This window comes from Actinoplanes sp. CA-252034, assembly GCF_050956125.1.
Lineage (GTDB): Bacteria > Actinomycetota > Actinomycetes > Mycobacteriales > Micromonosporaceae > Actinoplanes.
Genome location: NZ_CP191846.1, coordinates 6399280 through 6424195 on the forward strand (window position 1 = coordinate 6399280; position 24916 = coordinate 6424195).

A 24916-nucleotide genomic window follows, 5' to 3' on the forward strand; every position below is an offset into this window, starting at 1 on the left:
ATCAGCCCTTGAGTGCGCCGGACATGAAACCGCGGACGTAGTGCCGTTGCAGTGCGAGGAACAGGACGACGCAGGGCAGCGCGAGCACCACCACGCCGGCCTCGGTCGCGCCGTAGTCGACGATCCCCATCACCTGCTGGCGCATGTTCGCCACGGCCAGCGGGAGCGGCATCTTCGCCGAGTCGCTGATCAGCACGAGCGGGGTGATGAAGTCGTTCCAGGCGGCGAGGAACGCGAACAGGCCGACCGTGATCAGGCCCGGTTTGACCGCCGGGACCAGCACGTAGCCCAGGGTGCGCAGGCTCCCGCAGCCGTCGACCTGCGCCGACTCGGCCAGATCCTTCGGCACCGCCTCGAACGAGATGCGCATCATGAACGTGGCGAACGGCAGCTGGAACATGGTGAGAACCAGCGCCAGACCGAGCAGCGAGTCCTGCAGGCCCAGCTGGTTGAGCAGCACATAGAGCGGAATGAGCAGGGTCGCGTAGGGCACCATCAGGATCGCCAGCGTGACCAGGAAGAGCACGTCCCGGCCGGGGAACTTGAACTGGGCGAACGCGTACCCGCCGAGCAGCGACACGGCCAGCGTGAACACGACGGTCATCAACGACACGGCGGTCGAGTTCAGGAGGTACTGGCCGATGCCGGCCTGGTAGCTCGCGAGGGTCCGGTAGTTGCCGAAGCCCCAGCCGCCGCTCTGGGCCGAGCCCGCCTGCGGGCTCACCGAGGCCACACTCGCCCAGGCGAGCGGAAAGAGGAACAGCAGGGCGAGACCACCGGTGAAAACCTTCTGAGGGGTACGGAACACGCGTCACCCTTCCTTCCCGCGCAGTCCCCGGAACTGCAGGACGTTGGCGATGAGCAGGGCGGCCAGCACCATGATCGACAGTGCGGCGGCACGGCCGAGATCGTTGCCGCCGAAGAACGCGAAGTTGTAGATCAACTGGACGATGGTCAGCGTGCTGTTGTCCGGCCCGCCCTTGGTGAGCAGGTAGAACTGGTCGAACGCGAGCATCGACCCGGTGACGCAGAGGATCGTGCACAGCGCGATCGACGACCGCAGCAGCGGCAGCGTGACGTAGCGGAAGGTCTGCCGGCGGCCGGCGCCGTCGAGACGGGCCGCCTCGTACACGTCGGCCGAGATGCCCTGCAGGCCGACCAGGAGCAGCAGCATGTAGAAGCCGGCGAACCGCCACACGATCAGCGCCACCGTCGACCACAGGGCGGCGTTCGGCGTGCCGAGGAAGGACACTCCGAGGAACCCGAAAGGGCTGCTCTGCGGCGAGTAGAGGGCGTAGAACAGCAGCGACGCCGAGGCCAGGCCCAGCGCGCTCGGGACCAGGAACGACGTGCGCAGGAAGCCGGTCCAGCGGCTCGACTCCTGCACGAGCAGCGCCAGCAACAGGGCCAGGCCGAGCAGGATCACCGTCGTGACCACCGTGTACTTGACGGTGAACCACACCGCGGGCCAGAACAGCCGGTACTCCACCACGTCGGTGAAGTTCTCCGGCGCGTTCAGGCCGCGGTTGCCGGCGAACAGACCCCAGTCGGACACCGACATCCGGCCCACGAGCAGGATCGGCGCCACGAAGAAGATCAGCACGAACAGGGCGGTGGGTGCGGCGTACGCGAGGCCGGTCAACGCTCTTCTCCGGGCGGGGGCCGGCCTGGAGACCAGGCCGGACCGCTGCTCGGTGACGACGAGCGGGGGTGCCACGCTCACTGGGCGAGAACCTGGGTGAGGGCCTCGTTGTCCTTCTCCAGCGTGGACGCGTCGCCGTACACCTGATTGCGCAGGAGGGTGACCCACGGGCTGCCCGGCGCGTTGAACGCCTGCTGGAAGTTGACCGCGACCGGGGTCTTGCTCTGCGGCGCGCCGGCCACCTTGTTGATCGTGGCGACCCGCGGGTCCTTCGCCGAGTACCGGTTGTCGGCCAGGTCGGTCCGGGCGACCGTGCTGTTGCCGGCGGCGAGCACGTCGACCTGGGCCTTCTCGGACATCAGCCAGGACATGAAGTTCCATGCCTGCTGGGTCTTCTTCGCGTCCTTGGAGATGCCGATGCCGTCGCCGCCGACGAACGTCGACGAGCCGCCGGTCGCGCCAGGGATGCCGGTGACGCCGACGTCGACCGTCTTCGACGCGGTGGGCAGCAGCGTCGCCGGGTACGGCATCACGCCGATCTTGCCCTCCTGGAACGCGGCGACCCAGGTGGCGCCGGTCTCGTCCTTGGAGCCGGGAGCGATGGCGCCGGCCGTCTGCAGGTCACGCCAGGTGCTGTAGACCTTCTGCGAGGCGGGGCCGTTGAGCAGCGACTTCTTGCCGTCGGAGTCCATCACCTCCTCGCCGCCGGCCCAGACCATCGGGAACCAGGTGAACACGTTGCAGCCGCCGCAGTTGCCGCCGAAGTACGTGCCGTAGGTGTCCTTCTTCTTCAGGTTCTGCACGGCGAGGGCCTGCTGCTTGAACTCGTCGAGAGTGGTCGGGCCCTTCTCCGGGTCGAGGCCGGCCTCCTTGTAGAGCCCCTTGTTCCAGAAGATCATCGACAGGTCCAGGACGAACGGGAGCACGTACTTCCTGCCCTCGTGAGTGCCGGCCGCGAGGTGCCCCTGGTTGATCTTGTCGGCGTACGGGAGCTTGCCGATGCTCTCGGTCAGGTCGCTGAACAGGCCCGCCTCGGTCCAGTTCGGGACGTAGACGATGTCCGCGGCGAACAGGTCGGGCAGGTCACCGCTGCCGGCCGCCGCGCCGACCTTCGCCACGTAGTCGTCGTTCGGGACGATGGTGAGCTTCACCTGGTTCTTGTGGGAGCTGTTGTACGCGTCGACGAGCGCCTTGGCCTGCAGCTCGAGCGGCGCCCGGGTCCACAGGGTCAGCTCGGAGCCGTCGTCGACACCCTCGACGCCCGCGCCGACCGGGTCTTTCGCCGCGCCCTGGCCGCTATCGGACGAGCACGCCGCCAGTGGGCCGGCCATCAGGGCCGCCACCGCGGTCCACACCAGCAATCGTCGCACGGATTACCTCCATGAATCGCTTTCAGAAAGTTTCGGAAGGTTTCAGCAGCCGCCGCAGAATCCGGCGGCTCACCTGGAATATCTGGCGTCCATGCTGGACCGAAAAGGTTTTCAGGAACGTAATACTCCAGCAAACGCCCTGTCAAGGCTTCGCGGCGCGGCGCGGGCTCACATGGATCTATTTCGTAACGCGCGGGACATCTTGCCGAAAACGGTTTCGTAGGGCACCGTGGCCCGCACATCGATCGAACCGTTTCGATGCTACGTCCGAGAAGGAGGTATCCATGCGAAGGAAACTGATCGCCATCCTCCTGGCGATCTTCCTGACCCCGGCCTCGGTGGCCCTGGCCGCACCGGCCACCTGGAGTCCGCCGGCCAACCTGGTCACGCCGCTCAACCAGGTCTGGCAGCACCAGGAGCAGACCTACAACAACGGCAACCTGTACGGGTTCCGCAACTACGGCTGGGACCAGATCATGGCCAACCGTGGGTACATCAACTACTGCGTCCGCTGGGACTCCTCGGCGAACGTGACCGCCGCCCAGCGCGACCAGATCCACGCCGCCCTGGCCCGGCAGCACAAGAAGTGGATGGACGAGCTCGTCGGGCACAACGCCTGGCCGTACGGTGACGTGCCGGTCAAGGTCGTCGGCTGGGCCGTGCGCAACCGTTCGCAGCTGCAGTGGACGGACACGTCCGTCGACATCTACGTCAACGACATCCGCGAGAACGCCCCGCAGTGCTCGGTCCCGTGCGGGCGGTTCTTCAACCAGAACGGGCAGTACCCCAACTGCCCCGGCGGCTACGCCCGCCACTACGACCAGTCACTGTGGCTGACCGACGGCTTCGGCGGCGGCGCGGGCGGCGACTGGGGCCAGCGGATGGGCCGCGAGTACTTCATGAACAACATCAACACGGCCAACATGACGATCCTGCTGCACGAGATCGGCCACACGTGGGGTCTCGACGACTTCTACGACTGGACCCCGTCCGGCGTCAGCAACTTCATCATGCGGGCCGGCAGCTCCGCGTCGATCACCGAGTTCGACGCCTGGATGTTCCGCGACTGGTGGCGACACCTGAAGAGCCGCTACGGCTACTGACCGCGCCGTCCCCCACAGGTAGGTGAACCCGTCCCGGCCGGCTTCCCCGCCGGCCGGGCGTCACCGTCCCCTACCGTTGCGGGCACCGTAAGCGTCGTCGGCATCTGGCCCTACTACCGCCCCGACGCCCTGCTGCCGCACTGCACCCTCGCGGTCGGAGTGACCGACCGGGCGGCCGTCGTCGACGTGGTGACCGCCCATCCCACCCCGATCCCGGCGATCGCCTCCGCCGCGTACCTGGTCGAGGTGCCCGGGGGTCACCACCGAACCCGGCTGACACCCGAGGCCTGACCCCGCCGCTCCCCACCGGCATCGCGCCGACACGCTTTCGGCCGCTCCCCACCGGCATCGCGCGACACGCTCTCGGCCGCTCGTCACCGGGAGGGCGCGTCCGGTCCCGAACGCAACACGGCGCGGGCATCCCCGTGGTCTTCCTGAACGGGCAGTTCGCGACCCAGGGGTACTGGATCCCCGGTCTCGGGACACAGTGGCGGCACATCACCTACGAGACCGCGGCCGGAAGTCGAGAACCTCGGCCGATTACTCGTTCGAGGCCGGCGTCCGTGATATCAACGCCGTCCTCGGAGCCCGAGGTGCCGCCCGGGCGGTGATCGTCGGCTGGTCCTACGGCGCGTTCCCCGGCGCACACTGGGCCGCCCGTAGCCCGGATCGCACGATCGGTGCGGTCCTGGTCGACGGCGCGATGCCGCACGACTGGCTGGACGACGCCATGGAGGAACGGATCCGAACGATGTTCCAGCGGATGGCCTGGTTCATGCCGCTGCTGCGCCCGACCGGCCCGGTGCCGCGGCTCAACGCCGAGGAGCAGGCCGCCGGCAACATCGAGCTCGGGAAGATGTCCCGGAAGAGCGCGCTCGGCCCGGTCATGGACGCGATCGCCGTCCCCACCCGGTTCGTTCTCGCCTCCGGCACCTCCCTGGGCAGCAAGGGCGACGAGCAGGAGGTCATCCGCGCGAGCCTCGACCAGGGCGTGGCCTGCAACCCGCACATCAGGATCAGCGCCAAGGTCCCCGGAACCACAGCCACATCCCGCGCAAGGACCACGCGGCAGTCGCCACGGCCGTCCGGGAGGTGGCCGCGCCTGAAACCGGGCCACCCCTGGATCGGAAACCGGCCGGACCACCCCCGAAAGGGCGGTAGGGCGCCCATGTGGGCGCCCTACCGCTCGATCAGCTACAGCGCCAGACGACCGGGCGGCGGGTGGCCGACGAGTCGACGATCAGACCGGTGACGATCCGGCCGTCGTCGCTCACCGTGTACCGCGAATCGGTCGCCGCCTGGCTGTCCGCGGGCAGCGGCAGGGCGACGGTGGTGTCGCCGGCGACCATGACCGGTCGCCCCGACGCATCGGCGCCGACGAGCCAACCGTCCGCCGTCACCGCGGAGACCTGCACGGCAGCCTCGTCGATGACCTCCGCCTCGCCGGTCTCGACACTCCACCGCACGGTCACCGACTTCACGACGTCCCGGACGACGTCCTTGGTGGGCGTCTGCGCCGTGGTGGCAGCCGAGCCCACCACCCACCCGTTGCGAATGTCAATGGCCGTGGCGACCGAGGCTCTCGTGCCGTCGATGTCGGGGCTCTCCAGCTCGCGCCGGGAGCCGTCCGGCAGCCAGACGACAGCCCTCCAGTCGGCGGCGCCGATGACGGTCCCGGCGATGGTGCCGTCCCTGTCGATGGCGACGGCCGACGACCGCTGTGTCCCGGGCGGGACGGGCAGCCGGACCGCGCCGTCGAGCGCCGACGACCATCGCACGGCGAAACCGCCCGACTGCCCCACGACGACGGCCGAGTCGTTGACGGCGAAGGGAAAGCCGCGCTCGACGCCGGGCAGCGGCGACACCGCTCCCTGCACGACGGTGAACGGAACCGGCTCGGCATCGTCGTCTTTCGCGTACCGCCAGCCGACGACCATCCCGGACGAGTTGACATCGGTGAAGGCCGACTTCCCGTCGCCGGGCAGATCCGTGATCAGCCCCTGGCCGTCGGCCCAGCGCACGGCGGTGGCGGTCGGCTCGGTGCGGCCCGCGAAGTAGTGGCCGGAATAGTCGGCCCCGGTCACGTTGACACCGGTCATCCGGGAGTCTCGCACTCCGGGCAGGTCGTGGACGGTGCAAGACGTCGGCGGGCGGAGCGGGCCCGCGACCTCGGTCGGTGCCGGGCGCGGAGTGACCAGGTCGCCGTTGACCGTCAGGACGGCGGCGACAGCCAGCGCCGTCGCGGTGGCGCCGGCCCAGCCGGCGCGGTGGACCGTCCGGCGACGACGGCCGGCGGCGATCGCGCCACGGACGTCGACGGCGGACGGGACGGGTGGCTCGTCGTCGAGCAACTGGATCAGGTCGTGATCGGTACGCATCGTCGCTCCTAGAGTCAGTTCGCGAACTGGACGGCGGCGGCGTCGGAGTCGCCGAGCAGGCGCCGGAGCGTGGCCAGGCCACGTGAGGTGTGTGTCTTGACCGTGCCGGTGGTGCAGCCGAGCATCGCGGCGACCTCGTCGACCGGCAGGTCGTAGTAGAAACGCAGCACGAGAACGGCCTGCTGACGGCGGGGCAAGCGGCTGAGCGCGCCCCGGACCACCTGGCGGTCCTCGGCTCCCGCGTCGCTGACCGGCGGCGGCTCCGGCGCCTCCCGGAACAGGCCCACCCGCGCCCAGGCCAGGCGTTTCTCGTCGACGAAAGTGCGCACGAGCATCTTGCGCACATACGCATCCAGGTGGTCGGCGCCGCGCGCCCGCTGCCATTTCACATACAGCGTGGTGATCGTCTGCTGGACCAGATCGTCGGCCCGGTGACCGTCACCGGTCAGAAGGTATGCCAATCGCCGCAGCGCGGGAATCCGCGCCGAGACATACTCGGTGTACTCGTCATCGGAGCGAGCCCTCATCGTCGTGCCCTCCCCCGTCATGTCTTTCGCGACTGAGACGGGCCCGGGCGGTCAGCCGGTTGACACGTCCTACGAGAGATTCTCGGCGAGCGCCTCGGCGATCATGCGGTGCCCCTGCCTCTCGAAGTCCACCTCACCGTGCGTGTACGCCCAGCAGGCGGTGCCGATCGCCTCGCGCAGGCGGCCACGATGCCATCCGGGGGCCGTGCGCGGGTCCGACCCGTACCCCTCGAAGAAGGCTTTCTCCAGGGTGGGATCGTCGCGGAAGTCCTGCGCCTGCAACCGGGAGAGGTCGGTGTAGGCGGGGCGCAGCGCGGCACGGCCGAAGTCGATGATGCCCACCACACCTTCGTGGACGAGCCAGTTGCGGGGCTGCCAGTCACCGTGCGTAGGAACGACCGGTTCCGGAGTGGTCGGCCATCCGGCGATGAGGCTGCGCAACCGCTCCACCGTGGCCGGGGCGATGCGATGCGGGCCGTCGAGCAGCCGGAGGCACTTGGCGTTCTCACGCGACTCGTAGTCGTCGGCGACGGCGGGCCGGCCGTGCAACAGGGCCAGCAGCTCACCCGCCTGACGGAACACGTCGACGCTGGTCACCGTCACCAGCTCACCCGGCAGATAGGTGGTGACCAGCAGTTTCGCGTCGACGTCACCGTGCACGAGGGACGGGGCCCGACCGAGGTCCGTCCACGGGGTCAGCCACTCGCGGTGGGCGCGCAGCTCGCGGGCGATGTGGTGGTCGGCGGCGCCACCGGCCTTGAGGATCAGCCGCCGGCGGTCGTGGACGAGCTCGAGGACCGTGGTCTCCACGATGCCCCAGCTGTGGTCCTCGACCACCTCCACTCCGGGCAGCCAGGCGTCGAGCAGGGCACGCTGCGGGGGCGAGAGCTTGACGAGCGGATCAGGCACAGTGGCCGATTCTAGAGTGGACCGTGCGGGATTCGGAGCATTCTGCCGGGCTGCGGCAATCCACAGCGGATCCGCATCGATTGTCGAGTCGTTCATTCCGTCTGGTCGGCTCAGTCGCACAGCCGAAAGCACGATAGGGAGGTTCTCGGAAGTTGCTACGGTCGGACGATCGTTCGACCACCCGAGGAATGAATCGTGGCGTACCGCTTCAACACTCCGCCGAACTGGCCGTCGCCACCCGCCGGATGGGTTCCGCCCGAAGGATGGATGCCGAATCCTTCCTGGGGCCCGGCACCCGCCGGATGGCAATTCTGGGTTCCGGACGCACCCGTCATGCCGCAGCATCCGCCACCGGCGACGTTCACCGTAAACGCCCCGGCTCAAGCGCCCGCTCAAATGCCGGTCCAAGCTCCGGACCCGGAACCGGCGCCTGTCCCCACTCAATCGGAGATCGGATTCTTCGGCGCCCGCGGTAAGGCCCGCGAACTCGCCGGAGAAGTCGACCGGTTGACCGCGGAGCTGGCCGGATTGCGAGCCGACGTGCAGCGCCTCGGTGTCCTGTCCGCGGTGGAGCTGGAACAGCATCGGCAACGAGTGCGCCGGGAGACCGCCGAGGAGGCGGCCGGCAGCCGAGCGCGCCTGGCCGAGCAGGTCACCGAGGCGCAGACGCTCCTGAGCGAGCTGGCCCGTCAGGAGTCGGAGGCCAAGATCCGGTTGGGCCAGGCCCGGCAGCAGATCGTCGTCACCGAGGAGACGGCCCTTCTGCAGGAGGCGGGCGTCTACCAGTACCGGCATCCGCTGTCCGACGCCGTGGCCTACCAGACGGCGCTGGCAGAGCTGCAGGGCCGGATCAAGGCGATGGCGAGAGCCGACGGCGGCGCGGTGCAGGCGGCGAAGGGGTGGACGGTCAACGGCTCCGAGGCGCAGGGCCGGGCGATGATCCGGGACTTCTCGAAGCTGATGTTGCGCGCCTACAACGCCGAGGCCGACAACCTCGTCCGCGGCCTCAAACCGTACAAGCTCGAATCGGCGATGGAGCGGCTCGGAAAGGTGGCGACGACGATCGCCCGCCTCGGCAAGACGATGGACATCCGGATCAACGAGGCGTACCACCGGGTGCGGCTCCAGGAGCTGCAACTCACCGCCGACTACGTGCAGAAGGTCGCGGAGGAGAAGGAACGCGAACGCGAGGAGAAGGCGCGTCTGCGTGAGGAACGCAAAGTGCAACAGGAGATCGAGAGAGAGCGTGCCCGGCTCGACAAGGAACGCGCCCATTACCTGAATGCGCTCGCCGCCCTGCGGGCCAACGGCGACACCGACGGCGCCGCGCAACTGCAGGAACGGCTCGCACAGATCGACACCGCGATCCAGGACGTCGATTATCGGGCGGCGAACATCAGGGCCGGCTATGTGTATGTCATCTCGAACATCGGCGCCTTCGGGGAGTCGATGATCAAAGTCGGGCTCACGCGGCGGCTCGATCCGATGGACCGGGTCCGTGAGTTGAGCGACGCGTCGGTGCCCTTCAATTTCGACGTGCATGCGCTGTTCTTCTCCGAGGACGCCGTCGGAATCGAAGCCGCGATGCACGCCCGCCTCGCCGACCGGCGGGTCAACCTCGTCAACCATCGCCGGGAGTTCTTCTACGCGACCTCGGCGGAGGCCAAGGCACTGCTGGCCGAGCTGGCGGGGAACCTGCTGCAGTACGAGGAGATGGCGGAGGCGCTGGAGTTCCGGCAGTCGCGGGCGCAGCGGCCGGACGCCGGGGTGTTGCTGCGGAGCGGAGGCGTCAGGCCGGGGCGGGAGGGGTGAGGAGTCTGCGGGTGGCGCGGACGTCCGGGCCGAGTCGCAGCAGGTGGCCGGTCAGCTCGTCGGCGGCGGCGGTCAGGGCGTCGTCGGAGAGCGGGGCGAGCGCGTCGAGGATGAACAGCGCCCGCGTCGTGTCGTCGCGCAGCCGGGTGCGCCGGCCCTGACGCCAGTTCCAGCGGCGGCACGTCACCCCGGCGTCGTCACACCAGACCACCTCACCCGGTTCCGGATGCTCGATCACGTCGGCACCGTCGGCGACGGTGTCGAACGGCTCGGCGCCGATCGCCCGGATCAGCCGTGGCGGCCCCACATACCGGCTCAGGTCCTCGCCGCCGAGCGGGATCCCGTGCGACACCGACACCGCGTTGTAGATGTCGGTGAGCCGGTTGACCCGCGGCAGCCCGGCCGGCGCCCGCCGCAGCAGCGCCTCCAGGCTGTGCCGGGTGCGCTGCGGTTTCGCGCCGAACGCGCGATAGGCGTCCCGCCACGCGACCGCGTGCGGATGCTGATCGACCGGCACCCCGGCGACGGCCTTCTCCGCGGCCGCCAGCAGGGCGTCGCTCGCGGCGTCGCTGGGCCCGGGAACGATCCCGTCGACCGCGATCAGCAGCGCCCGATAGTCGGGCCGCAGGGCGAACACGTCTTCGGAGACTCCGGCGCCGGCAAGATCGTCCATTCGGGCAACATACTTCACGCGGGACCGGACCATTCGCAATAGCGTGACGCGGGCGTCAACTGCTCGATGAAGGCACGGAAGTCGGTGGCGAGGGTGATCTCCTGACCCCGCTCGTTGTCGATCCAGGCGACCTGATCGAAGGTGGACGCGGCAGACTGGCTGTCGTGTCCACGACCGTGATCGCCGCTCTCGCCGCCGACCCGTCGCCGCTCACCCGCACGATCACGGTGGACGGCGCCGGCCTGACCGTCCGGGCGCTGCTCCCCGGCGACGGGAGCGCCCTGGTCGCGTTTCTCGCCGGGCTGTCGTCGACGAGCCGCCGGTTCTGGCACGGCGACACGAGCCACGAGGCCGCGGCGGCGGACTGGATCGAGGCGATCGGGCGCTACGACAAGGTGCGGCTGGTCGCCGTCGACGGCGAGGACCTCGCGGGGGTCGTCGACCTGAGCCTCTCGCTGCCCGAGGGCTTCGAGATCACGCGGTACGCCGCCCACGGCATCCACCTCGACGAGGAGCGGACGGCCCGTTTCGGCCCCTGTGTGGCCGACGCGTGGCAGGGCCGTGGTCTGGCCGACGCCCTGATCCCGCCCGCGTGGGACGCGATCCGCCTGCTCGGCCGGGACGTGGTGGTCCTGTTCGGCGGGGTGCACGAGGACAACGCCCGGGCCCGGCGCTTCTACCGGCGTCACGGTTTCACCGAGGTCGGCGCCGTGGACATGTGGCGCCACCTGTGACGACACGCCGCCCTGCGGCCACATGCAGCACCGCCCCCGACAAAGGCGCGGCGCCCGCATGCGACGCCGCCTATGACGGGGCGGGCCCGGTGCTCTCCCGCCGCAGGACGCGGACCGGCGGGCCGGGGTATTCGGCCGGTTCGGCGCCGTCGAGGGCGGCGACCACGGCCCGGCCGACGGTGAGCCCGTGCTCGTGCACGTCGATGCTGAGCGCCGACAGCGGCGGCACCGCCAGCTCGCACAGCGGCGAGTCGTCGTGCACGAGCAGGCTGACGGCTCCGGGCACGCTGACACCGGCGCGGATCAGCTCGTGCTCGGCGGCGACGGCCATCACGTCGTTGTCGAACACCACGGCGGTGGGTGGCGGCTCCGTGTCGAGGAGGGCGCGCACCCCTCGTACACCCGCCTCTGCTCCGTAGTCTCCTTCGACGAGGTGCACGAGGACGTCGTGGCGGGCGGCGGCGGCGTGCATGCCGGCGGTCCGTTCGGCGGTGTGCACCAGATCGGCGGGGCCGCTGACCCGGCCGATGACCCGGTGCCCGAGCTCGGCGAGCATCTCGACGGCGGCCGTGGTGGCGCCGGCGTCGTCGGTGACGACCCGGGAGAACTCGGGCGCGTCGGCACGGCCGGCGAGCACCGCGGGCAGGCCCAGCCCGGCCAGGCAGGCGGGCCGGGTGTCGCCGTGGACGAGGTTGACGACGACGACCGCCTGCACGGTGTGGTCGCCGGCCCACCGCCGGTAGGTGTCGAGCTCGGCGTCGAGGTCGGGCACGACCAGGAGAAGGACGGTGGCGCCGTGCGGGGCCAGCGCCTCCTCCATCCCGGCGATCAGCTCCATGATGAACGGCTCGACACCGATCCGGGCGGCGCTGCCGGTGAGGACGAGCCCGATCAGGCCACCCGGGGCGGGCATCAGCCGACCTTGGCCGGCAGGGTGAGCGCGTTCGCCGAGCGCAGCACCTCGGGGCTGCTGAAGGCCTCGGCGTCGACGGCGGCCGTGGTGCGGACCGTGAACGTGTGGGTCTCGCCGGGCAGCAGGTCGATCAGCATGTCGTCGACGAGCGCGTCGGGGGCGACGCGGTCGGCGAGGACGGCGATGTCGCGGGCGAACGATGCGGCGGTCACGGTCACCGAGTATCCGCCGTCGACGGCGACGGTGTGCGCCCGGACCGCGGCGGGGTCGTAGCGCAGGTCCTTGTCCTCGGCGAACAGGTGTGTGGCGCGCAGCCCGCCGGCGTCGACGACCAGCACTTCACGATCGGTATCGGACACGGCGAGCAGCTCGGGGTCGAGGTCGACCAGCGCCACCGACCGTGCCGCCACCTCGAGCTCCACAGCGGACTCGGCGAGGACGGTGCCGTCGAAACGGACGCGCCGCAGACGGGTGCTCGCGCGCCAGGGCTCCTCACGGTCGTTGATCACGGCCAGGACGGTCCGTCCGTCCCGCTCACGGATCGAGAGCACGACCGGGGCGTACGCCCGGCGCAGCGCGAACCACGAGGGCTTGAGCCGCCCGGCCCCGTCGACGACGGCCCACGAGGTGACCGGCCAGCAGTCGTTGAGCTGCCAGATGATGCTGCCCATGGTGCGCGGTGCGTGACTGCGCAGGTGCTCGACCGCATACGCCGTGGCCCGCGCCTGGTTGAGCTGGGTGGCCCAGTGCCAGTCCCCGAAGTCGGTGGGCACCCGCATGTGGTGGGCGAGCCCACGGTCGAGTTTGCCGTTGCCGTCCTCGGCCTTCTGGTGCAGCAGGAAGACCGGCGAGTCCTTGCGCAGGTCCTCGGGGGCGATCGCCGAGGTCAGCGTGGCCCAGGTGGGCGGCGCCTGCCAGCCGAACTCGGAGCAGAACCGCGGCACGAAGCCGTCGTGATGGGTGTAGTCCTCCCGGTTCCAGGCATCCCACTCGTGCCGGGTGCCGTACCGGTCGTCGTTCGGGTGCACCACCTCGGGGTCGTGGCCGGGGCTGGACGGGCTGCCCGGGTGATACGGCCGGGTCGGGTCGAGCTCGGCCAGCAGCGCCGGGAAGTCCTCGTAGTAGTAGCGGGCGCCCCACGTCTTCCCGTCGAGGTCGGCCTTCCAGCCCCAGTCCTCGTGGCCCCAGATGTTCTCGTTTCCGCCGTTCCACAGGATCAGCGACGGGTGCGGGGCGAGGCGGGCCACGTTCTCGCGGGCCTCGGTGAGGATCTCGGAGCGGATCGGCTCCTCCTCGCTGTAGGCGGCGCAGGCCAGCGGGAAGTCCTGCCAGACGAGGACGCCCCGCTCGTCGCAGACGTCGTAGAAGTCGTCGGACTCCCAGATGCCGCCGCCCCAGATGCGCAGCAGGTTCGCGTTCGCGACGACGGCCCGGTCGACGGCGGCCTCGAGATCGGCGCGGGTGATCCGGGTGAGGAGGTGGTCCTCGGGGATCCAGTTCAGGCCGAGGACGAAGATCTCCCGCTCGTTGACGACCAGGGTGAACCGGCTGCCGTGCTCATCGGGGGTCTCGTCGAGGCGGACGGACCGGAAACCGACCCGCGTCGCATGCGTGTCGAGCCGCTCGGATCCGCTGGAGAGGGTGACGGCGACGTCGGTGAGCGGTTGGTCACCGTGGCCGACCGGCCACCAGACCGGCGCGCCGGGGACTTCCAATTCCAGGAGGGTACGGTCGGAGCCGGGTGGGATGACGGCCTCGGCCCGTAGGAACCCGGCCGTCAGCTCGACGCGCAGTTGCTCGTCGGCGGCACGCTCGACGGTGACGTGGACGGTCAGCCGGCCGGTACGCCCGTCGGGGTCGAGGGTGGCCAGCGGGCGGACCTCGGCGAGCCGGGCGGTGTGCCAGCGTTCCAGGCGCACGCCCTTCCAGATGCCGGCGGTCTGCAGGTCGGGGCCCCAGTCCCAGCCGAACGAGCAGGCCATCTTGCGGACCGCGTTGAACGGGTGCGGGTACGGCCGGGGGCGGCTGCCGAGCTGCTGCTCGATGCCCTCCGCATACTCCAGCGCCGAGTCGAAGCGGACGCTGAGCGGGACGTCGCCGCCGGTCAGCAGGTGCCGCACGTCGAAACGGTAGCCGCGATGCATGTTGGCGGTGCGCCCCAGCTCCTCGTCGCCGAGGGTGACCGTGGCGACGGTGTCGAGGCCGTCGAGGACCAGGTCGACGCGTTCGCCGGGCTCGGCCGGGGCGGCGGTGACCGTGGTGTCGTAACGCCACGCGCTGCGGTGGAACCAGCTCAGGTCGGCCTCGTTGCCGCCCAGGTACGGGTCGGGGATCAGGCCGGCGTCGAGCAGATCGGTGTGCACGGTGCCGGGGACGGTGGCGGGCAACGGGGCGGCGGCGATCTCCGGCGGGACCGGTCCACCGGCGGCCCGGACGGTCCAGCCGGTGTGCAGGTCGGTCTTGTGCATGTCGGGGAGCTCCCTGTCGAGTGGGTTCGGGGTTGCCGCCGCGCCGGGGGCTACCACATTCTTAAGCAACTGAACGAAGTCCGTCAACGCTGGTGGAGCGGAGGTACGGGTGGCCGATTATGTCCATCTGAGCAGGGACGGCGTGAGTGTGGTCCTCGACTGCCGAGGGTCGTCACTGCCCGCGATCGTGCACTGGGGAGCAGCCCTCGGCTCCGTCGACGAGGAGGCGTTGGCGCTGGCCGCGGCGCCACAGCCGATCGGGTTCTCCGCGGACGGGACGGTCCGGGTGTCGATCATGCCCGAGCAGTCGGCCGGATGGCTGGGGCGGCCCGGACTCGCCGGGCACCGGGACGGCCGCGCGTGGTCCAGCGCCTTTCGCGTGTCCGGCATCGATCGGAGTGAGGTAGCCGTACAAATCAATGCTCTTGATCGGGAAGCGGGCCTGGAGCTGACCGTCGACCTGGAGTTGCTGCCCGGTGGGGTGTTGCGGGCCCGCGCGCGGCTGACGAGCGTGGCGCCGGGGACGTATTGGCTGGATCACCTGACGCTGTTCCTGCCGGTTCCGGACCATGCCGTGGAGTTGCTCGACTTCACCGGGCACCACCTGCGGGAACGTTCGCCGCAGCGGACCGCGTTCACGCACGGGCTGCGGGTGCGGGAGAACCGGACCGGGCGCACCGGATATGACTCCGCGTATGTGCTGTGCGCCGGGACCGCGGGCTTCGCCAACCGGTCGGGGCAGGTCTGGGGTGTACATACGGCCTTCTCCGGTGGGGCACGGACCATTGCGGAACGTGACTATCACGGACATGCGGCGCTGGGTGGCGGGGAGTTGCTGCTGCCCGGCGAGGTCGGGCTGCGGGAGGGCGACTCCTACACCTCGCCGTGGCTCTACGCGGTGTTCGGAGCGGACGGGCTCGACTCGGTGGCCGGGCGTTTCCACACCTGGCTCCGGTCCCGTCCGCATCATCCCACGCGTCCGCGGCCCGTCGTCGTCAACACGTGGGAGGCCGTCTACTTCGATCACGACCTGCACCGGCTGACCGCACTGGCCCGGGCCGCGGCGGCCGTCGGGGCGGAGCGGTTCGTGCTGGACGACGGGTGGTTCGGGTCCCGGCGCGACGACACGTCGGGGCTCGGCGACTGGGAGGTGTCGGCCGACGTGTGGCCGGACGGGCTGGGGCCGCTGATCGAGGTGGTGCGCGGGCTGGGGATGGAGTTCGGGCTGTGGGTGGAGCCGGAGATGGTCAACCCGGACTCGGACCTGGCACGCGCCCACCCGGACTGGATCATGGGCGTCGGTCACCGTCTGCCACCGGCCGCACGGTCGCAGCAGGTCCTGGATCTGCACCATCCCGATGCGTTTCGCTACGTGCTCGGGCGCCTCGACGCTCTGCTGACCGAAAATGACATCGCCTATCTGAAGTGGGACCACAACCGGGATCTGGTCGAAGCCGGACATCCCGTCAGTGGGCTCGCCGGGGTGCACGATCAGACGCTGGCCGTGTACCGCCTGCTCGACGAGCTGCGGGAGCGGCACCCCGGTGTGGAGATCGAGTCCTGCTCGTCCGGGGCGGGCGGGTCGACCTGGAGATCCTGGAGCGGACCGACCGGGTCTGGGCGTCGGACTGCATCGACGCGCACGAGCGGACGACGATCCAGCGATGGACGTCACTGCTCGTGCCGTTGGAGTTGATCGGCTCGCACGTGGGGGCGCCGACGTCACACACCACGCACCGGACACTGCCGCTGTCCACCCGGGCCGCGTCGGCCCTGTTCGGGCACTTCGGCGTCGAATGGGACCTGTCCGTCGTCTCGCGAGAGGACCGGGACGAGCTTGCGGCGTGGATCGCCCTCTACAAGGAGGTCCGCGGACTGCTGCACACCGGCACGCTCGTGCACGGCGACGTGGCCGACCCCGCATGGTCGGTGACCGGGGTGGTGAGTGACTCCGACGCGTTGTTCGCCCTGACCGCGACGGCGACCAGTGTGTCGTACCCACCCGGCGTCGTGACCCTGCCCGGCCTCGACCCGGACCGCGTGTATCACGTCCGCCCGCAGCCACCCGGCGACGTCCCCGACGGCAACGCCGCAGCGTGGGGCGCTGCGCTACCCTGGTGCACGCCGCGAGGCGTCCGCCTCGGCGGGCGCGCGCTCGGTGCCTCCGGGCTCCGGCCGCCGGTGCTCTACCCCGACCGTGTCCTGCTCGTCCGTGTGACCCCGACCGAGGTGGCTGAGTGAGGGAAACGGTCGGCCAGCCGGCACAGAGCCGCCCCGGCCGTGGCCGCCGGCCCGCCGCCCGGGAGAGCATCCTCGACGCCATCCGCGCCTCGGATCAGCTGAGTCGCGTCGAGCTGGCCGCCGTCACCGGGCTCACCGAGGCCGCCGTGTCGATGACCGTCCGCCGGCTCCTCGACGAGGGCCTGGTCGTCGAGACGGGCCGCACCCCCACCGGCGGCAAACCCCGCACCCTGCTGCGCCTCGACCCGGCCGCCCGCCTGGCCGTCGGCGTCCACCTCGACCGCGACGTGACCACGTTCGTCCTGACCGGCCAGACCGGCGGCGTCATCTCCCGTCTGACCCGCCCCGCCCCCACCGCCCGCCCGGTTCCCTCCGCTCCCACCGCCGGCTCCCACTCGGCCGATCATCCCGCCTCCCCCGCGCCGCTCGTATCCGCCGCCGCGCCGGCCGGTTTCACCGGCACCGCTGCTCTCACCGACGGTGACCTGCTCGCCCACCTGGTCGAGGGCATCGGCACCCTGCTCGCCGCATCCGGTGTGGACCACGCCCGCTGCCTGGGCATCGGTGTCGTCTGGCCGGCGCCCGCCGGGGGCCTGCCGCCCGGCTGGGACTCGCCACCGCACCTGCGCGACTGGGACGCCGACGAACTCGGCCGCCGTCTCGCCGAGGAGACCGGCTGGCCGGTCCTGGTCGAGAACGACGCGACCGCCGCCGCCGTCGGCGAATACTGGGTGGCCCGGGTCGGCCCCGAACGCGCCTTCGCCGCCCTCTACATGGGCAGCGGCATCGGCGCCGGCATCGTCTCCGAGGGCCGCGCGGTCCGCGGCGGTCACGGGGCGGCCGGCGAGTTCGGCCACGTCTGCGTCCAGGTCGACGGCCCGCCCTGCTGGTGCGGCAGTCGCGGTTGCCTGGAGGTTCTAGCCGGTCCGCGCACCGTGGTGGTCGCCGCCCGATCCGACCCGGCCGCGCTGGCCGAGGCGGGTCTCGGCAACACCATCGGCCGCGGCGTGGCCGCGGACTTCGCGGCGGTGGCCCGAGCGGCTCGTTCGGGCGCACCCCGCTGCCTGGCCCTGCTTCAGGACTCCGCGCGGTACGTGGCAGCCGCCGCCGAATCGGTGGTGAACCTCCTGGACGTGGACCTGGTGGTGCTGACCGGCCCCGGTTTCGCCGCCGCATCGTTCGTCTACGGCCCGGCCATCATGCGCCGGGTCGCCCCCGCCGACACGAAGACGTGGCGCCGATCGGTGACGGTCACCGTCTCCCTGGCCGCCGCCACCGCCTCCGCCACCGGCGCCGCCGCCCTGGTCCTCCAGTCCCACCTGCGTCGCTGACACGAGATCGACCCATGTCGAGCCTTTCGGGCCTGGCGGCTGCCGCTGTTCCGCTGGCTGGGCGCCGCGATGACCACCGGTCCACGGCACCGTGGCCAGCCGCGGGTGGTCACCGTGTCGGCTACCTCCGCCGGCCGGGGACAATGCCTCACGTGACGGGGGAAGACGCCGGGCAGTCGACCGGAGCGGCGCCGCGAGGACAGCTGATCATCATCTGCGGTTTGCCGGGCAGCGGAAAGACCACGACGGCGAAGCGGTTGGCCGCCCAGCGAAGCGGCCTGCGACTCGGGCCGGACGACTGGATGACGGCACTCGGCGCCAGCCTGTGGGACTCGACCATGCGCGAGAGGGTGGAGACGCTGCAGTGGTCGGTTGCCAGGGACCTCCTGCTCCTCGGCGGCACGGTGGTCATCGAATGGGGCACCTGGGCCCGATCGGAACGCGACACTCTCCGACTTCAGGCCCGCAGCCTCGGCGCAACGGTTCGGCTGCTGCACCTCGATGCCCCTGATGACGAGTTGTGGCGTCGCATCCAGGCACGCGCCGCGGAGGACCCACCCATTCGGCGCTCGGACCTCGAGCAATGGCGGCGGCTCTTCGAGGCCCCCGACGACCAGGAGCTCAGTCTGTACGACCCATGGGCTTGACCTTGACACTGTGGCAACTCTTCATCTTCGGTGAGCGGTGCGTATCCGCTGGTCAGCACCCCTCTTGGTGTCCACCGGCGTCCAGGGCTATCCACCATGATCACTGGCGATTGTCACCCAATTAGTCACCCAGCGACCCGTGACCGATCGAGTCACTGCGGTTCGGTCGGATCAAGCCGGATGCGAGGCCAGACGGTGCGCTGGCATCCCGCTGAGGTCCCATGCGGCACCTTGCGTTGCTGTACTTCGCTGCTGTACGCCGCCGCAGAATTCGGCCAGCTGCGTCATCCCTGAACCAGCCCGCCCAGCGAGGGCAAATTTCAAGACGACAAGACAACACCAGGCTTGGTAGCATCGCCCACTGTGTCAGCGACGACGTGTCCCTTTTGCAAGGCCCTGGTTAATTTCGCCCAGGTGGCCAGCCACAGCGGCGTACCGCAATTCCTTCGTCCGGTAGATTCGTCGAATTCGCGAATTACTACTCAACGATGCACCAACGAAGAGTGCGGAATGTGGCTTATCATGCTGATGAGTGGTGACATAATCTTACGAGTTTGGCCCCAGGAGGTAGGCGGAAAGTCCTTCCCCGACGTTCCACAGCATATAGGCGAGGCCGCCGATGAGGCCTACCGATGCTACAGCATAAATGCCCACCGCGCCGCCACACTCCTGGCTCGTTCAGTAATCGAAGCCACAGCCAAGGAAATGGGCATCACAAACGGGCAACTCTTCAGCAAAATCGAGGCCTTGCACGATAGGGGCCTAATTCGCGAGTACGTGCGGGACGGCGCACATGAGGTGCGCTATCTAGGCAATGATATGGCGCATGGGGACTTCGTTGATTCCATCGAACCAGCTGACACAGAGCTAGCGCTCTCGCTTATGGACGCTGTTCTTGAGGAAATCTTCCAGGCCCCAGCACGGGTCAACGCTGCACGGGCCCGGAGGCTAGCACGAAGCCAGGCACAACCCTAGAGGGCCCTTGAAGACGTAGAGAAGGTTCTCACCAAACAGCTGGTCGACAGCGCTGGCCTCGCACCCTGACCCCCTCGATGCGAACTCGCGGCGATTCGGTTGGATCAAGTCTCGTACGAGGTCAAGCGGCTTGCACTGGTCCCGCTTGGGCGGAAGCGGTTGACCGGTTGCTGCACTTCGTTGCTGTACCGCAGTGATACATAGCGCGGCCACTGTCTGCTCAGGCAGTATCAAGGTGTGACCTTCAGCCCGAGGCGTCGGAGATTTCGCTAAACCGGAGGTTTGCTTGTTGAGTTTGAGATCTTCTTGAGATTGTAGTTATGGCACCCACCCGTCGTGCCGTTGACGCTTCCAGTTAGTCCATCCGATCCACTCGGCGGAATGTTTCCGGAGAGACCGACCATGCCATAGCTGGATGGCTTTTTTAGCCAGTAGTCGCCTTGGAGCTCGAAGTGATCTGTTGTGAACGTCCCTCGCATTGCGTACGAACCATTGGGAACGTCCGGGTTCGATTCAACCGGGAAGAAGTCGAATGTGGCCAGTAGGGACGATTGGCCTTCGACGTAGATCTTTAGCTCTAGGCCTGTCAGGCCTTGGTCGCATCGGTACGTACCTCGCCAAGCACCTGACAGAAGCTCTGCGACCTTCCGAATGTCCGCAGGACCGGCGATGTCATTTACCTGATCTTGCAGCTGGTCCGTTCGAGTTTCGTTATCGCGAACTTTCTCGTTTGTTTGAGTCTGCTCGTTCTTGATCTTCTCGGTCTCGTTGGCAAGGATGGCGGTCTTGTAGGCGATCCATCCACCCGCAATCCCAAGCACAGGCACCATTACCCCCAGGATGGCTACCCAAAGAGCGGACCTGCCAGGTTGGTGTACTGGATTAACCATCTGCCGGTCTCCCATCCCCTCCTCGGTTTTACCCGGGTGGCGATATCTTCGTCTGACCTGCGCGCTCCAGAACCTCAGTATTACTACGCTTGTCACTCACATGGCCTCTGAACAGGCACTCTAGGGTGACGACTCCTCCAGCGATGTAGCGTCAAGGCTACCTTGACACCCGAACGGTGACCGGTGGCGAGTCGGGTGTCGGGGGTGGTGGCGCGCGCCCTGTGAGGGCAGGCCATCGGCCTGCCCACGACTCCTGCCCGAGGGTCGCAGAGGCTCCGAGGTCAAGGGCGGCCGCTCGCGGCCGTCGCTTGCGACGCGTAGCGCCCTTGAGCTTGGAGGAGCGGCCCGGCACACTCGCGCGCCGCCGACCCCGGCGACCGACGATCGTGAGCCGCGCGGCGACCTAGTGCACCTGCCCAGGTCGAGCCGGTCGGACGCCGGCCAAATCCTCACCATCCCAACCGCGCACCCCTGGCGGTCTTCGGCAGGCCCGATCCTCCGCTCTCCACGCCAGCCGACGGGCTGCCTGCGTGGCCGTCGTGTGCGCCAGCTAAGCGGCGGGCTCGCGCCCTGGCGGCGGCGTGAGCGGCCCGTTTCGGGCCGCCTTGAAGACGTACAGAAAGTTTGAACAAGATCCGGCAGCCGACCGGGACCTGCTCTTTCTTGCCTTCGATCGAGGACGTCTATAGACGTCCCCTCGGGCTCTGGTATGGCTTCACGATCCGTGCAAGCCTGAAGTTGTGAGCCAATTGATCAAGAGGGCAGCGACATTCGCTGAGTCCTGCCTCGCCGAAGCGCTACCTACGCGCTGGCGACATGTCCAAGCTGTAGCCGCGAAAGCGGCCCACGTTTCGACGACCCTTCCGGCTACTGACGCTGAGGTGCTGGTCGCAGCCGCGTGGCTTCATGATGTCGGCTATGCGCCTGACATCGTTGACACCGGCTTTCATTCCCTCGACGGTGCTCGGCATCTTCTGCTGGAAGGGTTTCCTCAACGAATCGCAGGCCTGGTTGCGTATCACTCGTGCGCGATCTTCGAGGCCACTGAAAGAGGTCTAGCTGATCAGTTGACTGCGGAGTTCGAGTATGAGCGTTCGCCGGTCGCTGACGCTCTTTGGTATGCGGACATGACAACAGGGCCTCACGGGCACAGCCTGTCGGTCAGTGATCGGCTTGGTGAGGTTCGCCAACGATACGGGCCGGAGCACCTAGTTACCCGTTTCTGGGCACAAGCAGAACCGACGCTCGTTGAAGCCGTCACCCGTGCTGAGCAGCGGCTGGACACTCAACCGATGTAGGGCTTATCACGGTTCTCGAAACCGTGGTCGATCCGAAGTCTCATCGAAGGGTGGATCGGAAGCGAGTCCAACTCGGTCATGTCCACCCACCGAACCTCTGATGACTCGCTACTCGGCGTGGGTTCACCGCCGATGTAGTTGGCGCGGAGGCAGATGGAGAACTGCTGACGGACTTCGCCGTCGCTGTATTCGACTAGGTGATGCGGGTTCGTATAGATGCCGACCACGTCAACCACCTCGACCCTGATACCTGCCTCCTCGGCAGTCTCCCGAACTGCGGTTTCAGCGATGGTCTCGCCGAAATCTTGCGCGCCGCCCGGCAATGCCCACAATTCATTGTCCGTCCGGCGAATGAGCAGCACACGGCCCATGCCGTCCTGCACGAACGTGGTCGCCGCTGAAACTATGCTGTTGGCTTTCGGTGCTGCCGGGTTGTTGAGGTGCTCGATGCGTGCCATGTCCTCACTCTTTCACGGCCAGACGTACTTGGACTTTGAGACGACCCGCTGGAAGCTATTGGCGTAGCCGTCGAACAGGTCTCCACCGGCAAGTCGACGCAGATGGATGACTGGGGCATACGCTGCGGGGATGCCGTAAAGGTGGGTGTTCACGAGCATCTCGTCGTCGAAGCGGTAGATGGAGTTGTAGAGGATCGTCTGGTGGAAGTAGACGGAGGCGTTGTCGTTTCCTTCGAGTTCGCGGTAGAAGGCGAGCGTGTTGCGGATCTTGCTTGCCATCGTGTCGCCGATCCCTTCGTCCTCGCCTCGCTTTGCCACTTCGGCGCAGTCCGGATCACCTAGAACGACCTCGACCACCGCGCCAGAGTCGGCTTTTTCAACGAGCGTCGGAACGAAGCGAGGATTCTGCTCGGGCAGAAACAATCCGGCATAAGCAAGGATGCCGATGTGGTTGTTCGCCTGGTCCAGGAGCTGCTGCCACAGATCATTCGGAACCGCGCTTCGTCGTGGATAGACATGCAGGATCTCAGACTCAGCCACGCGGGTTGCACGTTCCGGCGCTAAGGCCTGCGGCCATAGATAGGCCTCTGACTGCTGCAAGATCTTGGCCAATGCGTGACGGTGCTTCGGGTATGGCGTGCGGTCCTGCGTAATCCAGCGCTCAGCAGTCTTTGGATCCACACCGAGCTGGCCGGCCACCGACGTCACGGTCAGCTCTTTGCGCAAGATCGCATCACGGAGCCGTTCGTTCGCCACAACTCCTCCAGACATCTAGGGACGTCTTCACGCTATTGCAGACGTCCCTGGAAGTCCAGATTACGCGGTGAGGATGCCGTGCCATTTAAAGGAGCCTTCTAGGCATCGAGCGAATCGCCCGCAGGGGGCGTGCTCACTACTGGGGAAGGAACCCCTCGTGAAGATCTACGTGGACACCACCGGCATCACGTTCACGGTGGCGAAGAAGGCTCAGCCGAAGGTGGACGAGAAGGGCAATCAGCGGTCCGAGAGGGGAACGGGCCGTCCGATGTGGCAGACCCAGGTCGTCGCGCTCGACGAGACGGGTGGCGAGGTCATCAACATCACCACGGTCGGTGAGATTCCGTTGGTTGAGGTTGGTCAGTTCGTCACTGTCGAGGCGCTGGAGGCCAAGGCATGGGCTACCAACGGTCGTAACGGCACGGCGTTCCGCGCGGCGTCGCTGAAGCCCCTGACGAGTACCTCGGCGAGCAAGTAGCACTTCCTGCAACACCTGAACACCCGAGCCACAGTGTCCGTGGCCTACCTTCGACCGCTGACGGTCGTCATTCCCACTGATTCAACCTGATGGTCCGGGAATCGCGCTGGTTCTCCAGCATCCCGACCTGTCGGCCACCGTGTGGCCGAAGCAATCCGAAGTGTGGCGCGGGGCTGGTACTGGTCTCATCCCTGCCAGCCTCGCCGCCTTCGACCTCGAAGAGATGACGTAGGGCCGGTTCACGGGCTACCAACCTGCCGACCCCACGCCTTCCAACCCATCCCGCCCCTGATCAGGGAGGACGTGTCGTGTCCAAATCTACCGGAGGTTTCGGTTTCGGCAGAAAACCCGGAACCGTCACCGTCATCGAACAGAGGGTGCTGCGCACCACGGCGCGTAACGCCCGGATGGCGTTCATCATCACCGCGCTGATCGTCGGCGTCCTCGCCATGACGGTGGCGTCCGACCACATGCACCCGATCCTGGCCGCGCTGCTGGCCGCTCCGATCGCCTTCGTCGCCGGCGCTTTCGTCTGGACGCTGGTCCGGATCTGGCCGGTGCTGCGCCTGATCTGGTGGTGGCTCCCGGAGATCACCGCCGGTATGGCGCTGGTCTACGGCTGGATCGCCCTGGCCAACGCCACCCCGGCCCTGGTCACCGCCGCCATCGTGGCGCCCCTCGTGGGCATCCCGGCCGCCGTGCCCGCTCTTCGCCGCCGGGTCACCGCCCTCGGGTGGTGCTTCATCGTCCGGCACCGGCTGCGGGTCTGCTTCTCGCAGTTCCTCATCGCCAACAAGTCCGGCAGCCTGCCGCTGATCCTGTGGGCACGCCCGACCCCGGTCGGGGAACGTGTCTGGGTCTACCTGCGGCCGGGCCTGTCGCTGTCGCGGCTGCAGGGCCGCCTCGACGAGATCGCGGTCACCTGCCACGCCTCGTCGGTGCTGGTCGAACTCGCCAGCGACAACAAGAAGGCCGCCTTCGTGCGGTTCGACATCAAGCGCCGCGAAGTCCTGACCGCCACGGTCAACTCGCCGCTGGTCGGCGTCATCGACACCGAGAACATGCCGCCCGCGTACACGACGGCCACCGATGTGCCGACCGCGCTGGACCTGCCGGACGTTCCGGCCGAGTCCCCGCTCGCCACGGCCGCCAAGTCGGCCACCAGCCCCAACGGCAAGAAGGCGTCCAAAGCGGCTCCGGCCGCCGACACCTTCGACGACGACCCCTGGGACTGACCTGCACGAGAACGACTGACCCGAAACGGACCCGACGCGAAGGCCGCACCGGCCTCCAACAACCAGCGTCCTCCGCGT

Annotated in this window: 23 protein-coding genes and 1 pseudogene; 12 read left to right on the forward strand and 12 right to left on the reverse strand. The window is 68.5% G+C overall.

The annotated features are described in order from the left end of the window. Position 1: 1 nt before the first annotated feature. From ACQPZW_RS29535 to ACQPZW_RS29545, 3 genes are read right to left on the reverse strand one after another with little or no spacing between them, the layout of a single operon-like run. Positions 2 to 808, reverse strand: coding sequence for a carbohydrate ABC transporter permease (locus tag ACQPZW_RS29535; RefSeq protein ID WP_433789291.1), 807 nt, complete (start codon positions 806 to 808; stop codon positions 2 to 4). 3 nt (positions 809 to 811) lie between these two features. After that, entirely contained in the window at positions 812 to 1723 is a 912-nt protein-coding gene (locus ACQPZW_RS29540; protein WP_433789292.1) for a carbohydrate ABC transporter permease, read from the reverse strand. Continuing rightward, positions 1720 to 3012 carry an ABC transporter substrate-binding protein gene (locus ACQPZW_RS29545; protein ID WP_433789293.1) on the reverse strand — a complete coding sequence of 431 codons (1293 nt, stop codon included), beginning with the start codon at positions 3010 to 3012 and terminating at the stop codon, positions 1720 to 1722. Before ACQPZW_RS29545 ends, ACQPZW_RS29540 begins: the two co-directional genes overlap by 4 nt. A 284-nt stretch (positions 3013 to 3296) precedes the next feature. Here ACQPZW_RS29545 and ACQPZW_RS29550 point away from each other — a divergent pair, with 284 nt between their 5' ends. From ACQPZW_RS29550 to ACQPZW_RS29560, 3 genes are all read left to right on the forward strand, one after another. After that, positions 3297 to 4115, forward strand: a complete 819-nt coding sequence (locus ACQPZW_RS29550) for a hypothetical protein (RefSeq protein ID WP_433789294.1) — start codon at positions 3297 to 3299, stop codon at positions 4113 to 4115. Positions 4116 to 4274: 159 nt separating this feature from the next. Beyond that, complete coding sequence (locus tag ACQPZW_RS29555; protein ID WP_433789295.1) at positions 4275 to 4406, forward strand: hypothetical protein; 132 nt, start codon at positions 4275 to 4277, stop codon at positions 4404 to 4406. A 196-nt stretch (positions 4407 to 4602) separates the two neighbouring features. Continuing rightward, entirely contained in the window at positions 4603 to 5367 is a 765-nt protein-coding gene (locus ACQPZW_RS29560; protein WP_433789296.1) for an alpha/beta fold hydrolase, read from the forward strand. Here ACQPZW_RS29560 and ACQPZW_RS29565 read toward each other — a convergent pair. From ACQPZW_RS29565 to ACQPZW_RS29575, 3 genes are all read right to left on the reverse strand, one after another. Then, entirely contained in the window at positions 5306 to 6493 is a 1188-nt protein-coding gene (locus tag ACQPZW_RS29565; protein WP_433789297.1) for a hypothetical protein, read from the reverse strand. The genes ACQPZW_RS29560 and ACQPZW_RS29565 overlap by 62 nt on opposite strands. A 14-nt stretch (positions 6494 to 6507) precedes the next feature. Further along, entirely contained in the window at positions 6508 to 7020 is a 513-nt protein-coding gene (locus ACQPZW_RS29570; RefSeq protein WP_433789298.1) for a SigE family RNA polymerase sigma factor, read from the reverse strand. Positions 7021 to 7089: 69 nt separating this feature from the next. Next, positions 7090 to 7929 carry a phosphotransferase gene (locus ACQPZW_RS29575; protein ID WP_433789299.1) on the reverse strand — a complete coding sequence of 280 codons (840 nt, stop codon included), beginning with the start codon at positions 7927 to 7929 and terminating at the stop codon, positions 7090 to 7092. Between the two features lie 507 nt (positions 7930 to 8436). Here ACQPZW_RS29575 and ACQPZW_RS29580 point away from each other — a divergent pair. Then, a complete protein-coding gene (locus ACQPZW_RS29580) occupies positions 8437 to 9741 on the forward strand; it encodes a DUF4041 domain-containing protein (protein ID WP_433789300.1) in 1305 nt (434 codons plus the stop codon). Here ACQPZW_RS29580 and ACQPZW_RS29585 read toward each other — a convergent pair. Beyond that, a complete protein-coding gene (locus tag ACQPZW_RS29585) occupies positions 9719 to 10414 on the reverse strand; it encodes a B3/B4 domain-containing protein (RefSeq protein WP_433789301.1) in 696 nt (231 codons plus the stop codon). The genes ACQPZW_RS29580 and ACQPZW_RS29585 overlap by 23 nt on opposite strands. A 164-nt stretch (positions 10415 to 10578) precedes the next feature. On the opposite strand from ACQPZW_RS29585, the gene ACQPZW_RS29590 reads away from it, so the two are divergent. Next, the gene (locus ACQPZW_RS29590; RefSeq protein ID WP_433789302.1) at positions 10579 to 11148 is read left to right on the forward strand and encodes an N-acetyltransferase family protein; all 570 of its coding nucleotides are present in this window, start codon (positions 10579 to 10581) and stop codon (positions 11146 to 11148) included. A 70-nt stretch (positions 11149 to 11218) separates the two neighbouring features. On the opposite strand, the gene ACQPZW_RS29595 is transcribed toward ACQPZW_RS29590, so the two are convergent. Continuing rightward, complete coding sequence (locus tag ACQPZW_RS29595; protein WP_433789303.1) at positions 11219 to 12061, reverse strand: LacI family DNA-binding transcriptional regulator; 843 nt, start codon at positions 12059 to 12061, stop codon at positions 11219 to 11221. Beyond that, positions 12061 to 14529 (reverse strand): glycosyl hydrolase 2 galactose-binding domain-containing protein, encoded by a 2469-nt coding sequence (locus ACQPZW_RS29600; protein WP_433789305.1) that lies wholly within the window; start codon positions 14527 to 14529, stop codon positions 12061 to 12063. Before ACQPZW_RS29600 ends, ACQPZW_RS29595 begins: the two co-directional genes overlap by 1 nt. Positions 14530 to 14716: 187 nt before the next feature. Between ACQPZW_RS29600 and ACQPZW_RS29605 the strand changes: the two are divergent. The 4 genes and pseudogenes from ACQPZW_RS29605 to ACQPZW_RS29620 all read left to right on the forward strand — a co-directional run bounded on the left by ACQPZW_RS29605 (position 14717) and on the right by ACQPZW_RS29620 (position 19723). Beyond that, positions 14717 to 16770, forward strand: a pseudogene (locus ACQPZW_RS29605) (alpha-galactosidase). Next, positions 16767 to 18101, forward strand: a complete 1335-nt coding sequence (locus ACQPZW_RS29610) for an ROK family protein (protein ID WP_433789306.1) — start codon at positions 16767 to 16769, stop codon at positions 18099 to 18101. Before ACQPZW_RS29605 ends, ACQPZW_RS29610 begins: the two are co-directional and overlap by 4 nt. 152 nt (positions 18102 to 18253) lie before the next feature. Then, positions 18254 to 18748, forward strand: coding sequence for an AAA family ATPase (locus ACQPZW_RS29615; protein WP_433789307.1), 495 nt, complete (start codon positions 18254 to 18256; stop codon positions 18746 to 18748). A 528-nt stretch (positions 18749 to 19276) separates the two neighbouring features. Then, positions 19277 to 19723 (forward strand): DUF4145 domain-containing protein, encoded by a 447-nt coding sequence (locus tag ACQPZW_RS29620; RefSeq protein ID WP_433789308.1) that lies wholly within the window; start codon positions 19277 to 19279, stop codon positions 19721 to 19723. Positions 19724 to 19992: 269 nt separating this feature from the next. Here ACQPZW_RS29620 and ACQPZW_RS29625 read toward each other — a convergent pair whose 3' ends face one another. Next, the gene (locus tag ACQPZW_RS29625) at positions 19993 to 20553 is read right to left on the reverse strand and encodes a hypothetical protein (protein WP_433789309.1); all 561 of its coding nucleotides are present in this window, start codon (positions 20551 to 20553) and stop codon (positions 19993 to 19995) included. Positions 20554 to 21362: 809 nt separating this feature from the next. Between ACQPZW_RS29625 and ACQPZW_RS29630 the strand changes: the two genes are divergently transcribed. Then, complete coding sequence (locus ACQPZW_RS29630; protein WP_433797653.1) at positions 21363 to 21911, forward strand: HD domain-containing protein; 549 nt, start codon at positions 21363 to 21365, stop codon at positions 21909 to 21911. Here the strand turns inward: ACQPZW_RS29630 and ACQPZW_RS29635 are convergent. Together ACQPZW_RS29635 and ACQPZW_RS29640 are read right to left on the reverse strand one after the other, a co-directional pair. Beyond that, positions 21899 to 22369 (reverse strand): NUDIX hydrolase, encoded by a 471-nt coding sequence (locus ACQPZW_RS29635; RefSeq protein ID WP_433789310.1) that lies wholly within the window; start codon positions 22367 to 22369, stop codon positions 21899 to 21901. The genes ACQPZW_RS29630 and ACQPZW_RS29635 overlap by 13 nt on opposite strands. Before the next feature lie 12 nt (positions 22370 to 22381). After that, positions 22382 to 23125, reverse strand: a complete 744-nt coding sequence (locus ACQPZW_RS29640; RefSeq protein WP_433789311.1) for an XRE family transcriptional regulator — start codon at positions 23123 to 23125, stop codon at positions 22382 to 22384. Between the two features lie 157 nt (positions 23126 to 23282). Here ACQPZW_RS29640 and ACQPZW_RS29645 point away from each other — a divergent pair, with 157 nt between their 5' ends. Both ACQPZW_RS29645 and ACQPZW_RS29650 read left to right on the forward strand, forming a co-directional pair. Continuing rightward, positions 23283 to 23603, forward strand: coding sequence for a hypothetical protein (locus ACQPZW_RS29645; RefSeq protein WP_433789312.1), 321 nt, complete (start codon positions 23283 to 23285; stop codon positions 23601 to 23603). 308 nt (positions 23604 to 23911) lie between these two features. Next, positions 23912 to 24838, forward strand: a complete 927-nt coding sequence (locus ACQPZW_RS29650) for a hypothetical protein (protein ID WP_433789313.1) — start codon at positions 23912 to 23914, stop codon at positions 24836 to 24838. Positions 24839 to 24916: the final 78 nt, after the last annotated feature.